The sequence below is a fragment of the Fusobacterium sp. genome, assembly GCF_019012925.1.
GTDB lineage: Bacteria > Fusobacteriota > Fusobacteriia > Fusobacteriales > Fusobacteriaceae > Fusobacterium_A.
The window spans coordinates 20,979-33,928 of record NZ_JAGIRL010000018.1 but is presented as its reverse complement, the minus strand read 5'-3'; the positions used below and the strand labels follow the sequence as shown (position 1 = coordinate 33,928).

12 protein-coding genes and 1 pseudogene are annotated in these 12,950 nt (G+C 29.7%); 2 read left to right on the top strand and 11 right to left on the bottom strand.

The window, feature by feature from the left end; genetic code table 11:
- From QZ286_RS02935 to QZ286_RS02920, 4 genes and pseudogenes are all read right to left on the bottom strand, one after another.
- A pseudogene (locus tag QZ286_RS02935) lies at positions 1-137 on the bottom strand (sugar ABC transporter ATP-binding protein); the annotation flags it as partial.
- Between the two features lie 16 nt (positions 138-153).
- The gene (locus QZ286_RS02930; RefSeq protein ID WP_291255489.1) at positions 154-1,461 is read right to left on the bottom strand and encodes an ABC transporter substrate-binding protein; all 1,308 of its coding nucleotides are present in this window, start codon (positions 1,459-1,461) and stop codon (positions 154-156) included.
- Between the two features lie 33 nt (positions 1,462-1,494).
- Entirely contained in the window at positions 1,495-2,307 is an 813-nt protein-coding gene (locus QZ286_RS02925; protein ID WP_291255488.1) for a carbohydrate ABC transporter permease, read from the bottom strand.
- Positions 2,307-3,179 (bottom strand): carbohydrate ABC transporter permease, encoded by an 873-nt coding sequence (locus tag QZ286_RS02920; RefSeq protein WP_291255487.1) that lies wholly within the window; start codon positions 3,177-3,179, stop codon positions 2,307-2,309. Before QZ286_RS02920 ends, QZ286_RS02925 begins: the two co-directional genes overlap by 1 nt.
- Positions 3,180-3,388: 209 nt before the next feature.
- Between QZ286_RS02920 and QZ286_RS02915 the strand changes: the two genes are divergently transcribed.
- Positions 3,389-4,114, top strand: a complete 726-nt coding sequence (locus QZ286_RS02915; RefSeq protein WP_291255486.1) for a glycerophosphodiester phosphodiesterase — start codon at positions 3,389-3,391, stop codon at positions 4,112-4,114.
- Positions 4,115-4,181: 67 nt separating this feature from the next.
- Here the strand turns inward: QZ286_RS02915 and QZ286_RS02910 are convergent, their stop codons facing one another.
- The 6 genes from QZ286_RS02910 to QZ286_RS02885 are packed head-to-tail and all read right to left on the bottom strand — an operon-like array spanning position 4,182 to position 10,140.
- Positions 4,182-4,655, bottom strand: coding sequence for a threonine/serine exporter family protein (locus QZ286_RS02910; RefSeq protein ID WP_291255485.1), 474 nt, complete (start codon positions 4,653-4,655; stop codon positions 4,182-4,184).
- Complete coding sequence (locus tag QZ286_RS02905; RefSeq protein ID WP_291255484.1) at positions 4,656-5,414, bottom strand: threonine/serine exporter family protein; 759 nt, start codon at positions 5,412-5,414, stop codon at positions 4,656-4,658. It abuts the gene before it with no gap.
- A 13-nt stretch (positions 5,415-5,427) separates the two neighbouring features.
- Entirely contained in the window at positions 5,428-6,165 is a 738-nt protein-coding gene (locus QZ286_RS02900; RefSeq protein WP_291255483.1) for a tRNA1(Val) (adenine(37)-N6)-methyltransferase, read from the bottom strand.
- 21 nt (positions 6,166-6,186) lie between these two features.
- Entirely contained in the window at positions 6,187-6,672 is a 486-nt protein-coding gene (locus QZ286_RS02895) for a hypothetical protein (RefSeq protein ID WP_291255482.1), read from the bottom strand.
- A gap of 11 nt (positions 6,673-6,683) precedes the next feature.
- Entirely contained in the window at positions 6,684-8,420 is a 1,737-nt protein-coding gene (locus QZ286_RS02890; RefSeq protein WP_291255481.1) for an ABC transporter ATP-binding protein, read from the bottom strand.
- The gene (locus QZ286_RS02885) at positions 8,410-10,140 is read right to left on the bottom strand and encodes an ABC transporter ATP-binding protein (protein ID WP_291255480.1); all 1,731 of its coding nucleotides are present in this window, start codon (positions 10,138-10,140) and stop codon (positions 8,410-8,412) included. Before QZ286_RS02885 ends, QZ286_RS02890 begins: the two co-directional genes overlap by 11 nt.
- Before the next feature lie 349 nt (positions 10,141-10,489).
- Here QZ286_RS02885 and QZ286_RS02880 point away from each other — a divergent pair, with 349 nt between their 5' ends.
- Positions 10,490-11,848, top strand: coding sequence for an MATE family efflux transporter (locus tag QZ286_RS02880; protein ID WP_291255479.1), 1,359 nt, complete (start codon positions 10,490-10,492; stop codon positions 11,846-11,848).
- A gap of 96 nt (positions 11,849-11,944) precedes the next feature.
- Here QZ286_RS02880 and galE read toward each other — a convergent pair whose 3' ends face one another.
- A complete protein-coding gene (gene galE, locus QZ286_RS02875) occupies positions 11,945-12,934 on the bottom strand; it encodes a UDP-glucose 4-epimerase GalE (RefSeq protein ID WP_291255478.1) in 990 nt (329 codons plus the stop codon).
- Positions 12,935-12,950 lie beyond the last annotated feature (16 nt).

Below are 12,950 nucleotides of genomic sequence, written 5' to 3'. Positions count from 1 at the left end.
GTAGTTGATTTTGCACAACCAGAAGGTCCAACAAAAACCATAAACTCTCCATCTTTAATATCTAAATCTATACCATGTACAGCTTTAAATCCATTTGGATACTGCTTCTCTACTTTTTTTAATACTACCTCTGACATCTAAGCCTCCAATTTTTTAAATAGAATTATTTATTCTATTATATCTTGAAATAATTCTATTTGATGCTTTCTCTACATCTTTTGCAACTTCATTTCCATCTTTACCTTCAGAAACAGCTTCCATAGCCTCTACCATTTTCTCTCTTACATCTGGAAAAACTCCTAATATGGCTCCCTGTGTTGCTCTATTTTTATTAGTAGCTTTTAATTCATCAACTACAATCTTGAATTGAGGTGTGTTTTTCAAATACTCCTTCATAACTTCTGTTTCATAAGATAATTTATTTACAGGATAATATCCAGTTTCAATAGACCAATATGCTTGAACATCTTTTGAAACAGCATATTTAACAAAGTCCCAAGCAGCTGCCTCTTTTGAATCATCTTTTGAATCAGTAATCCATAGAGATGCACCTCCAATTATACTTCCATTAAACTTTCCACTTTCATTAGGAATAAATGCAGTTCCTACCTCAAATTGAGAATTATTTATGATACCAGTAAGACCTGCTGAAGAATCTAAATACATAGCAACTTTACCCGAACTAAAGGCACTTCTTGTTGAGTCCCAATCTCTACCATAGTTAATTGCTAGTTTTTCACTATTCATTTTTTGCATCCAAGATAGAATAGTTGACAATTGATCTCCATAAACAACTTTTGTTGGAGTATTTCCATTTCTTCCATTTTCTTCATCTACATATAATGTATTGTCATTAGCTAGCATTTGTTCAATAAACCAAGCATAAGAAATAATTGAAAATCCATATCTATCAACAATTCCTCTTTCGTCTTTTTTTACCAATTTTTTTGAATACTCTTCTATCTCCGCATAACTTTTTGGAGCATTATTTGGATTTAAACCAACTTCTTTAAAAGCATCTTTATTATAAACTAAAATTGCTGTTGATGAGTTAAAAGGCATAGAATATAATTTATCATTTATTTTATAATAATTTAATAAAATATCCTCTAAATTATTTATATCAAAACTCTTATCTTTTTCTATAAAATTATTCATTGGTACTATAGCTCCACTTCTATACATAAATGAAGTTGAAACATCGTTCATTTGGACTAAGTTAGGAGCTTCATCAGTTCCTGAAACAGCTTTAAATTTTACTATTGCTTCCTCATATGAACCTTGAAATATTGCCTCTACCTCTACCTTATCCTGAGACTTATTGTAATCACTAACAATTTTTTCTAAAGTTTTTTGCCCTTCTCCTGACATTGCATGCCAAAATATCACTTTGTCCTTTGCTGCTACACTAATAGACATCATTGTTGCTAAAGAAATAACTAATAATTTTTTTAATTTCATTTTTTCCTCCTTAAAGATATATTTTATAATTAACTACTCTTTTATTGCTCCTGAACTTAACCCTTTTTGTAATTGTTTTTGTCCTAAGAAAAGAATTAATAATGAAGGAACAATTACTAAAACTACCCCTGCCATCAATCTTCCAAAATTTGTTTCTTCCTCTGATTTTAACATTTTTAAGCCTATTTGAATTGTTCTTGATTCTGGCCGAGTTGAAACCATTAATGGCCATAAATACATATTCCATAAACTTAAAAATGAATAGATAGCCCAAGTACTTATCACTCCTTTAGATAATGGTAAAACTATCTTACTATATATATAAAACTGTGGACACCCATCAATTTTAGCTGCTTCAATCAAGGATTTATTTAAAGTTTTAAATTGTTGAACCATTAAAAATGTTCCTAATCCACTTGCTAAAAAAGGAAGAACAATAGCTATTCTCTTATTTAAAAGTCCCCATTTTAAAATCGTAATATAATTAGGTATAAATATAGCTTCCCAAGGTATAAACATCGATAAAAGTATTACTATATAACTAATCTTTTTTGCCTTAAACTCTACAAAAACTAATCCATAAGCTGACATACTACATATTATCACTTGAATAATCATTCCAAAGAAAGAGGTTAACAGACTATTTGCTAAAAATCTCTTCATCGAAAAGGAGTGTGCAAGTTGTTTATAATTTTCAAATTCAATTGAAGAAGGAACTATTTTTCCAGTAATTATATCACTAGTTGGCATAAAACTAGCTAAAAGTGTATAAATCAATGGAAAGAAAATTATTATTGACGAAATGAAAAGTAAGGTATAAATTAAAATATTTTTTCTATTTTTCATTATTGATAATGCACCTTCTTTTGAAATTTAAATTTTATTAACATCACAGTAGTTATAATTAGAAGCAAAATAACTCCTTGAGCACTTGCATAATCAAATCGATAATTTGAATACGCTGTTTTATAAATACTATATACTAAAAAATTGGTTGAATTATTAGGTCCCCCACCTGTTAAAATATCTACTTGACCAAAACTCTGAAAAGCTTTTAGTGTTGTAGTAATTATCAAATAAAAGATACTGGGACTTAATAGTGGAAGTGTTATTTTAAATAATTTTGAAAAATATCCCGCTCCATCTATTTCACAACTTTCATCTATATCAGTACCAATATTTTGTAATCCTGCTGTCAAAACTAAAAAACCAAACCCTATATTCATCCAAATTGTAGAAATTGCTACAGTTATTAGAGCATATCTCGAATCTGTTAACCAGTTAATTGGAATCCAACCTAAAAACTTTATAATTTCATTTATAATACCTAAACTTGGATGAAACATAAACAAAACTATAGAAGCTGCAGCTGATATAGAAACTCCTAGACTTGATGAAAATATTGTTCTAAATACACCTATTCCCTTTATTTTTTCATTGCACAATACTGCTAAAAAAAGTGAAATTATTATGCTAAATATAACAGTTATCACTGCAAATTTAAATGTTGCTATCAGACTGGAATAAAAAGCTGGATCTGTAAATAATTCATAAAAATTTTCAACTCCTGCAAAAGCCACTATTTTTCCCTTTTCATTGGTAAAAGTAAATGAATAAATAATTGTTTTTATCAATGGATAGATTGAAAAAATCAAGGATATTATCAGTGATGGTAAACAGAAAAATAATCCTCTACTCTCTTGAATTTTTGCTTTCATTATTTTCCTCCTAAAAAATTATTCGTTTCTCAGTTATTAGAATAATCCAAAATAGATATTATTACAAATTTCTTTACAAATCTTTTTCATTTTCACTATTTATTAACATATTTACATATTTTTTACACCAAATACCAATATTTTCTATTGACATTTCAAGAAAAAGTAGTAGTATAATAAACTAAGAAGATAATACTTAGGAGGATTATATGAGTAAAATTTTTGCACATAGAGGTTTTAGTAGTAAATATCCAGAAAATACAATGCTTGCTTTTAAAAAAGCTATAGAAATAGGAGTAGATGGTATAGAGTTAGATGTTCAACTTACAAAAGATGGCGTTCCTGTCATCATACATGATGAGACTTTAGAACGAACAACAGATGGACAGGGAAATATTATTGATTTTACATATGATGAAATTTCAAAATTAGATGCCTCTTACAAATTTAAAAACCTAAATATTGTAAATAAGATCCCCACTTTAAATGAGTATTTTGACTTTGTTAAAGATTATAACATAGTTACTAATCTCGAATTAAAAACAAGTGTTATTGAGTATTTTGGAATTGAAGAAAAAGTTTTTGAATTGATTAAAAAATATAAACTAGAAAATAATATCATCATTTCAAGTTTTAACCATTACAGTGTATTGAGATTTAAAAAATTAGCTCCTAATATTAAGTGTGGATTTTTAACAGAAAGTTGGTTAATTGATGCAGGAAAATATACACAAAAAAATAGGGTTGAATGCTATCATCCTTATTTTAAAAATTTAACCCCTGAAGTTATAAAAGAATTAAAAAGTAGTAATATAGAAATTAATACTTGGACAGTGAATAAGAAAAGAGATATGGAATACTTAATTAAACAAAATATTGATGTTATCATTACTAATCATCCTGATCTACTAAAAGATATCCTCTCTTCCATATAAGTAAGTATCTTTTTCAAAGTTAAAAATGAGTATAAAAACTTCAAAATTTTCATACTCATTTTTTTAATTATCTTCTATCTCTTATTTTTCTTTTAACCAATTGATATCTTTTAAATTTATAATATATCTGAGCAAATGTAGAAACTACAATTATTCCCATTGTTATTGCCAATGTTATCATCAGTGTTTCAATACCCTTTTGAGTTGCCTCCTGCACCCTATGTTCTACAGCATAGGACATTGTAAAATAGACTCCACTTCCAGGTACTAATGGGATCAAACTAGCTATTAAGGTTGAGGTCACTGGTGTTTTTAACATTCTAGCCATTATTTCAGAGTATATTGTCAATCCAACTGATGAGTAAAAAAATGATACTGGATCTGAATTTCCACTATATTTGAAAAGAATATATATAGCCCATCCAATAGCTCCACCAATACTTGCATATATTAGCTTTTTTCCTTTTAAATTAAAGATGATTCCAAAAGCAAAAGTACTTCCAGCTGCTGCAATTATCTCAATAATAACGTGACTATCCATCTATATCTCTCCCAATTTTAAAATTAAAAATAGTGCAAACCCTGTTCCAGAAGCTAGAGCCATACCTATTAAAAAAGCTTCTACAGCTCTTGAAACACCAGATACTAAATCACCTACCACCAGATCTCTAATGGCATTTGTAAAGGCAATTCCTGGTACCAATAGCATCAACATACCTATTGTTGAGTAAGATACAGTACTGAGTATTCCAAATTTCACTCCCAAATACGAAACAAGTGTACATATACTTCCACCTAGAGTATTTAAAAAGAAGGTATTTGTTTGAAGTTTATTGGCAAAATCAGATATTAAAAATACCATACCACCACCTATAAAAGCTACTAATCCATCTGCTAGAGTTCCTTTATAGAGTAGTGCAAAGAAAAATGCTCCCAAACAATAAGCTAAAAAATAGATATATTTGTTATATGGAACTTCCCTATTGATTTTGATTACCTCTTCTGTAAATTTATGAAAACTATACTTATCTAAATCCCTTACTAACTGATTTATTGAATGAACTTTATTCAAATTTATTGTCCTTGAATTTATTCTCTCTACAGCTGAATAGATCTCTCCTCTATGATTTCTCACTGAAGTTATGATACAAGTAATAGAAACAAAGCATTGAGCATTCAAATTATGATGTTTACATATTCTTGTTATTATATCCTCTACTCTATAGGTCTCTGCCCCACTTTGCAAGGCAATTTTACCAGTCATGTTAGCTAAAGTTAATATCTTATTCTCAATAATCATAGTATACCCCACTTTATTTAAACATTTTTAAAACTGTCTCTGAATAATCACCATTTTCATCATGTGCTATCAAAGGTGGTAATACTCTCAATCCAGAGTTACCGTTTTTTACCCCCTCAACTAGTAAAATTTTTCCCTCTTTCTCTATTTTAGTATAACAAAATTGTATTCTTTTTGGTTCAATTCTATATTTTTTCATTGTTTCAATAATATCTATCAATCTATCAACTCTATGAACCATTACAAAATATCCCTTATCTTTTAAAAGACTTGCTGATGTTGCTAGTAATGAATCCAAATTAATTGTTATCTCATGACGAGCGAGTGATAATTGATCTAGATCGTTCAACTGTTTCTCTTCTCCACAAAATTTGAAAAATGGTGGGTTTGTTACAACTAAATCCATACTCCCTCTCTTAAAGTGAGTCTCCCAATTTTTCATATCGTCATTTATAATCTCAATCTGATCACCAAGCTTATTCAACTCTACATTTCTTTTAGCCAATTCACTTGATATTTTCTGTATCTCTATACCATAAATTTTAGAATCTGTCCTCTTAGATAAAAATAGAGGTATCACTCCATTCCCAGTTCCCAAATCCACTATTTTTTTTGTTGTTCTAGTTATTGTTGCAAACTCTGCTACCAACAAAGAATCTATTGAAAAAGAAAAATGATCTGCTCTTTGAATAATTTTCATATCTTTCTGCAAAAGATCAATAACCGTTTCAAATCTATTTTCATCATTCATAAAAAATGATCCTCCTAAAGTTTAATTTACTACTATTTTTCTATGATTTTCTAGTACTTTTATAGTTGAAAACCCCAATAATCTACAATAGGAGAATACCATATCCTGATTATTTTTTTCTAATTTATAGAATTCCTTTGTAAAATTTATTGTAATTACAGGAGCCTCTGGAATCTCTCTATAAAGATTTTTCAGCTCTACAACTAAGTTTTCAAAAAACTTATCTATCTCTAGATTATCAGTAAATACCTCTCCCAAAACCACTAAATTATCTCTATAAAAGATCTTATATATTCCTGTTCCCTCATATCCAGTTATCTCCATAGTAAAATCTATCAAACCAATTGGGGCTAATGAGAGTAGCTCTTTACGTTTAAAAAGAGCCTCAAAATTATTATTTAACTCTAAATATATAGCCTCAACTGCAGATCTTATCTCTGGTAAATTATATTGTTCAAAAACATTTTTAGTCACTGGATTATAAATACTTATCTCCTCTAATTCCAAGAAAATCACCTCTATATAGCATATTGAGTATTGTACATTGTTTGATAGAATCCACCTAACTCCATCAACTCTTTATGAGTTCCTTTCTCAATAATAGCTCCATCTTTTAATACTAATATCAAATCAGCATTTTTTATTGTAGATAGTCTATGAGCTATTACAAAACTAGTTCTGTTCTTAGTTATATTCGTTATAGCTTTCTGAAGTCTCAACTCTGTTCTAGTATCAACTCCACTTGTTGCTTCATCCAGTATTAGGAACTTTGGATTAGAAGCAATTATTCTTGCAATTGTTATCAACTGTTTCTGTCCTTGAGAAAGTACCATGTTGTCCTCACTTATTATTGTATCATATCCCATAGGTAATTTACTAATAAAATCATGAGCACAAGCTAATTTTGCACTATTTATAATATCCTCATCAGATATATTTTCATTTCCATATTTTATATTTTCAGCAATTGTTCCTGTAAATAACCAACTGTCTTGCAATACCATACCAAATAGTTTTCTTAAATCTGATTTTCTATACTCCTCTATATTTACCCCATCTAATAAAATCTCTCCAGATGAGATGTCGTAAAATTTCATTAAAAGATTTACTATTGTTGTCTTTCCTCCACCAGTAGGCCCAACTATTGCAACTAATTTTCCACTATCTACCTTAAATGATAGATTCTTTAATATAGCTACATCTTTTTCGTATGAGAAGTTTACATCTTTAAACTCAACGCTTCCTCTTATCTCATCTGCTTTTAACTCTCTATCTCCACCTAAACTATCCTCTTTTAGTTCCATAAATTGGAAAAATCTCTCTGAACTAACTATTACAGTCTGTATTATGTTATATGCCTCTGATATACTTGCAATAGGTCTATTGAAAAGTTTAGAATATATGATAAAACTAGATAGTTCTCCTAAATTTAATCTTCCTTTCAATATAAATATAGCTCCAATAAAAATTATAAGCGAATACCCTATATTGTTTATAAAGTTCAATGTAGGAAAATTAAATCCTGAGAAAAATAGAGTTTTTATAGCATTCTCTTTATAATCCTCATTCAATCTCTTAAATTTTTCAATAGCTCTCTCCTCATAAGAGAATGACTTTACCTCAGACTGCCCTGTCAACATCTCATCTACAAAACTATTTAATTTACCTAGATGTCTTTGCTGTATTCTTCTTTTCTCCTTACTTTTCATAGTTATTTTCTTTAAGAATACTCCTGTTATAGACACCAGTATCAACTGTATTATTGTCAACGATGGGCTGATATATATCATTATAACCAATGCAGTTGAAATAGTTAATATATTCACTATTATTCTAGTTCCAATCTGTGATAGAGAACTACTTATATTATCTATATCATTTATTAAAATCGTTAAAATATTTCCCTGTGACATAGTATTAAATGTTTTTAATGGAAACTTATGTATCTTTGAGAAAGCATTTTTTCTCATTGTATTTACTATCTCTTGGGATATTACATTCATCTTTACATTCTGTATCAAGGATAAAAAAGCCCCTAATATATAAGTCAATAGTAAGGCTCCAGATATCTGCCCTAAAAATATAAAATTCTCTCTACTCATACCAATATGTATCTGATTTATAGCTTTTCCTACCAAATATGGTCCTATCAATGTAAAGATATTTCCTATTATTGCTAAAATTACTAAAAATAAAAATTTATGTCTATACTGATAGAGATATGGAATTAATTTTTTTAATATACTATTCTTCATCTTCACACTCTCCTGTTATACATATCTCTTGAGATTCACAGATCTCTCTATACACACCACAAGTTTCTACCAGTTTTTCATGTGTATCAAAACCTGCTATCTTACCATTATCTAATACCATTATTCTATCCATCTTTATCAATGAAGATATTTTTGGTGAGATTGTTATTGTTGTAATATGTTTCATATATCTTTTCAACTCTTCTTTCAAATTATGCTCTGTTATAAAATCTAAAGCACTAAAACTATCATCAAATATCAAAATATCTGGTTGTTTCAATAGAGTTCTAGCTATTGATACCCTCTGTTTCTGTCCACCTGAAAGGTTATTTCCACCCTTTATCAGCTGTGTTTCATACTTTTCAGGTAATTTCTCTATAAACTCTTTTCCTTGAGCTATATGTGCCATAAGTTCAAGCTTCTCTCTAGAGGCATTCTGATCTCCCCACATCATATTCTCTTTTACACTTTGTGAGAAAAGAAAAGCTTTCTGTAATACCAAACCAATTTTCTTTCTTAAATTTCCCTCTTTATATCTTTTTATATCTACTCCGTCTACTCTTATCTCCCCTTTTACTGGGTCATAAAATCTTGGAATAAGAGAAACTAAGGTTGATTTTCCTGAACCTATTCCACCAATTATACCTATATTCTCTCCTCTTCTTATCTTAAAATCTATATCTTCCAAGACATATTTATCACTTTTATCATAAGAGAAATATACGTGATTAAACTCTAAAACATTGTCCACTAAATTGTGTTCAAAATCCTCTTGAGTGATCTCCTCAATCTTCTCTCCAACTATCTCCTCCACTCTTTTGTAAGAGATGCTTGTCTTACTATATAAACTAAACAAGAAAGATAGAGCATTCATAGCAAAAAGTATCATATTAAGATAGTTGATAAAAGCTACTATCTCTCCTAATTGCATCTTTCCATAGTGTACTCTTATTCCTCCAAACCATAATACTGCAACTACTCCAACATTCATAAGTAAAGTTATAAATGGAAGTTTACTTATCATAAGGTTTTCAGCTACTATACTCTGCTCTTTAAGATCATCATTTTTCTCATCAAATCTCTCTTCCTCAATCTTTTCTTTAGACAGAGCCCTTACTACTTTCATTCCAGATAGATTTTCTCTCAATATTAAAGTCAAATTATCTAATTTTTTCTGCACTAAAGCATATAATCCAAAAGATTTTTTTACATAGTAAAGAGTTAGATATATTATCAGTGGTGCAATTATTATGAACACAATTGAAAGTGTAGGATTTATAATTATAGCCATAATTACAGCTCCTACTCCTGTTGTCAATCCTCTCAATACCATTCTTATACACATTAGGAACATATTTGTTATCTGATCCACATCTTTAGTTATTCTTGTAATTAAAGAAGCTTGTGAAAACTTATTTAATTGATTGAATGTAAAGTGTTGAATCTTTGTAAATATGCTATCTCTTAAATTTGCTCCAAACTCCTGAGAAGTTTTTGAAGAGAAGTAGTTTGATAAAATAGCTGATAAATAACCTAGTATAGCTACTCCTACCATCTTCCCTCCCATATTTAAAATATAATCAAAATCTCTATTTGAAACACCTATATCTATTACCTTTGCCATTATAAGTGGAAGTGTCAAATCTGCAAAAGATTCTCCCATTTTAAAAAGTGCTGCTATCATTCCCCTAAATAAATAGGGTTTAAAATATTTAAACATTATCCCTCCTAAAATAATTGGTTTTACGAAATATTTAGTATTTACCAGATTTAATTTTATCATATATTCTATTTAAATAATAGAGTAATTTAGTTAAAATTTATTAATTAATTTTTTTATTTTTGTAATCTCTTTGTCACACTCTTATGATACCATAAATCATATAAAAAATCTTTCCCCAAAATATTTTATATAAATGAAAATAGTGGAGTTTATTCTCCACTATTTTTATTTTTTGCAACTTCTGATTATTGACATCTACACAAAAAAATAGTATAATGCGTGGGACAATTATATATTGTAGCAGATGGGTACTCCTATCTGCTTTTATTTTTATAGGAGGTTTTTTATGTTAATCAATTTAAAAGATGATAAAAAATTCTTTAACATTCTTCTTGTATTAGCTATTCCAATTATTTTACAAAATTTGATTGGAGCATCACTAAATCTACTGGACAACTTTATGATAGGAAGTCTTGGAGAAAGTGCTATTGCTGCCACTGGAATAGCAAATCAATATTATATGCTATTTTATCATGCTGGGAATGGATTTGTTGTAGGTGCAGGAATCTTTATGTCACAATATTTTGGAAAAAAGGATATAGATAGTATCTATAAATTTATAGGTATAGCTCTTCTTTTCTCCCAAGTTACATCTTGGATTTTTGCTATTGGAGGGGTATTTTTTGCTGAGGATATAATGAATATCTTTACTAAAGATGAAGTTGTTACAACTCTTGGAAAAAACTATTTAGCTGCAGTTGCTCCTAGTTATATCTTTATGAGTGTATCACTCTCATTTGCTATGGCTTTGAGAAGTTCGGGATATACAAAAATACCTATGTATGGAAGTATGATTGGGCTTGCTTTTAATGCAATTTTAAACTACATATTTATCTTTGGTAAATTTGGCTTTCCTGCACTTGGAGTAACTGGAGCTGCTCTTGGTACTACCGTAGCTAGATTTATGGAGATGAGTTTCATTCTTCATACTATCTACATAAGAGATAAAAATATCATCGCTGGAAAGTTAAATCAACTTTTTAGTTTCTCTAAAGAATTGATAAATAAGTACTTAAGAACTGCTACTTCAGTAGTTTTTAATGATGTGATGTGGATAGGTGGAATGACTGCATATTTTATAGCTTATTCTAAACTTGGAACTAATGCTACTGCTGCTATGCAGATAGGTAATACTCTAAATAACGCATTTAACCTTTTTGCTGTAAGTATCTCTATCGCCTCTAGTATAATTATTGGTAATAATATTGGGGCAGGAAAAGAGAGTGAAGCTAAAGAAATGGCTATTAAAATTAGTATCTGGGGAGTGCTTTTAGGGATTGTAATTGGAGCTATATTCTTTTTAATATCACCTCTTATCCCTAAACTATTTGCAATATCTGATGAAACAAAATCAAGTGTAATTGCTATACTTAAAATAATGGCTATCATACTTCCTATCCGTTTCTTTGGTATTGTTCAAATCATAGGGGTTCTCCGTGGTGGTGGAGATGTTATATATGCTATTTTAGTTGAACTTATAGCTGTTTGGGGAATTGGAGTACCACTTTCTTTCTTGGGAGCCGTATATTTCCACTATCCTATAGCTATTGTCTATGCTCTCACTTGTTTAGAGGAGCCTTTCAAAATGATAGCTACTATTCCTAGACTTGTATCTGGTAAATGGATTAAAAATTTGGTTAAATAAGTTTATAAGAATAAGATAGATCTTAATATTTTTAAGCAAAACTAAAAACCCTCTCTAAATAATTATATAATTATCTCGAGAGGGTTAAAATTTTAATTAGTCCTCATATCCATTAGGATGAGTTTTATGCCAATTCCAAGCAGTTTCTATAATTTTATCAAGAGTATTATACTTAGGTTTCCAATTTAACTCTCTCATTGCTTTTTCAGAAGTAGCTACAAGCTTAGCAGGATCTCCAGCTCTTCTAGGAGATACAATAGCAGGAATAGGGTGACCTGTTACCTTTCTAGTAACTTCTATTACCTCTTTAACAGAGAATCCCTCTCCGTTACCTAAATTAAATATAGCACTCTCCTCTCCTTTATAAAGTCTTTTTAAAGCAAGGATATGTGCATCAGCAAGGTCCATAACATGGATATAATCTCTTATACAAGTTCCATCAGGAGTAGGATAGTCATCTCCATATATTCCTATACTCTCTCTCTTTCCTAGAGCAACTTGTAAAATTATAGGAATAAGGTGACTTTCAGGATTGTGATCCTCTCCGATCTCTCCACTTGGATGTGCCCCTGCAACATTGAAGTATCTCAATGCAGTAAATTTTATACCATAAGCTAGATCACACCATTTCATCATTTTTTCAACTGCTAACTTACTCTCTCCATAAGGATTAGTAGGGAAAGTCTTATCTGTTTCTAATATAGGGATATTTTCAGGCTCTCCATAAGTTGCAGCTGTTGAAGAGAAAACAATATGTTTAACTCCGTGTTTTCTCATAGCTTTTAATAAGCAAAGAGTTCCATAAAAGTTATTTTCAAAATATTTTAATGGTTCAGTCATACTTTCACCAACTAGAGAGAAAGCAGCAAAGTCTATAACTCCCTCTATCTTATTTTCTTTGAACACTCTATCTAAAAACTCTTCATCTCTTAAATCACCAAGAACAAGCTTTGCTTTTTCATGTACTGCATCTACATGTCCAGTTAAAAGATTATCTAAAACAACAACTTCCTCTCCACTATCTATAAGGGCTCTAGTTACATGACTTCCAATATAACCAGCACCACCACATACTAAAACTGACATAATTAGCCTCCTTAAA

What these genes read in the sequence shown, in the direction of transcription:
- QZ286_RS02905 (WP_291255484.1), bottom strand. Translation starts at nt 5,414, where the DNA reads ATGATTATTGAGAATAAGATATTAACTTTAGCTAACATGACTGGTAAA.
- QZ286_RS02915 (WP_291255486.1), top strand. Translation starts at nt 3,389, where the DNA reads ATGAGTAAAATTTTTGCACATAGAGGTTTTAGTAGTAAATATCCAGAA.
- QZ286_RS02910 (WP_291255485.1), bottom strand. Translation starts at nt 4,655, where the DNA reads ATGGATAGTCACGTTATTATTGAGATAATTGCAGCAGCTGGAAGTACT.
- galE (WP_291255478.1), bottom strand. Translation starts at nt 12,934, where the DNA reads ATGTCAGTTTTAGTATGTGGTGGTGCTGGTTATATTGGAAGTCATGTA.
- QZ286_RS02900 (WP_291255483.1), bottom strand. Translation starts at nt 6,165, where the DNA reads ATGAATGATGAAAATAGATTTGAAACGGTTATTGATCTTTTGCAGAAA.
- QZ286_RS02880 (WP_291255479.1), top strand. Translation starts at nt 10,490, where the DNA reads ATGTTAATCAATTTAAAAGATGATAAAAAATTCTTTAACATTCTTCTT.
- QZ286_RS02920 (WP_291255487.1), bottom strand. Translation starts at nt 3,179, where the DNA reads ATGAAAGCAAAAATTCAAGAGAGTAGAGGATTATTTTTCTGTTTACCA.
- QZ286_RS02930 (WP_291255489.1), bottom strand. Translation starts at nt 1,461, where the DNA reads ATGAAATTAAAAAAATTATTAGTTATTTCTTTAGCAACAATGATGTCT.
- QZ286_RS02890 (WP_291255481.1), bottom strand. Translation starts at nt 8,420, where the DNA reads ATGAAGAATAGTATATTAAAAAAATTAATTCCATATCTCTATCAGTAT.
- QZ286_RS02885 (WP_291255480.1), bottom strand. Translation starts at nt 10,140, where the DNA reads ATGTTTAAATATTTTAAACCCTATTTATTTAGGGGAATGATAGCAGCA.
- QZ286_RS02925 (WP_291255488.1), bottom strand. Translation starts at nt 2,307, where the DNA reads ATGAAAAATAGAAAAAATATTTTAATTTATACCTTACTTTTCATTTCG.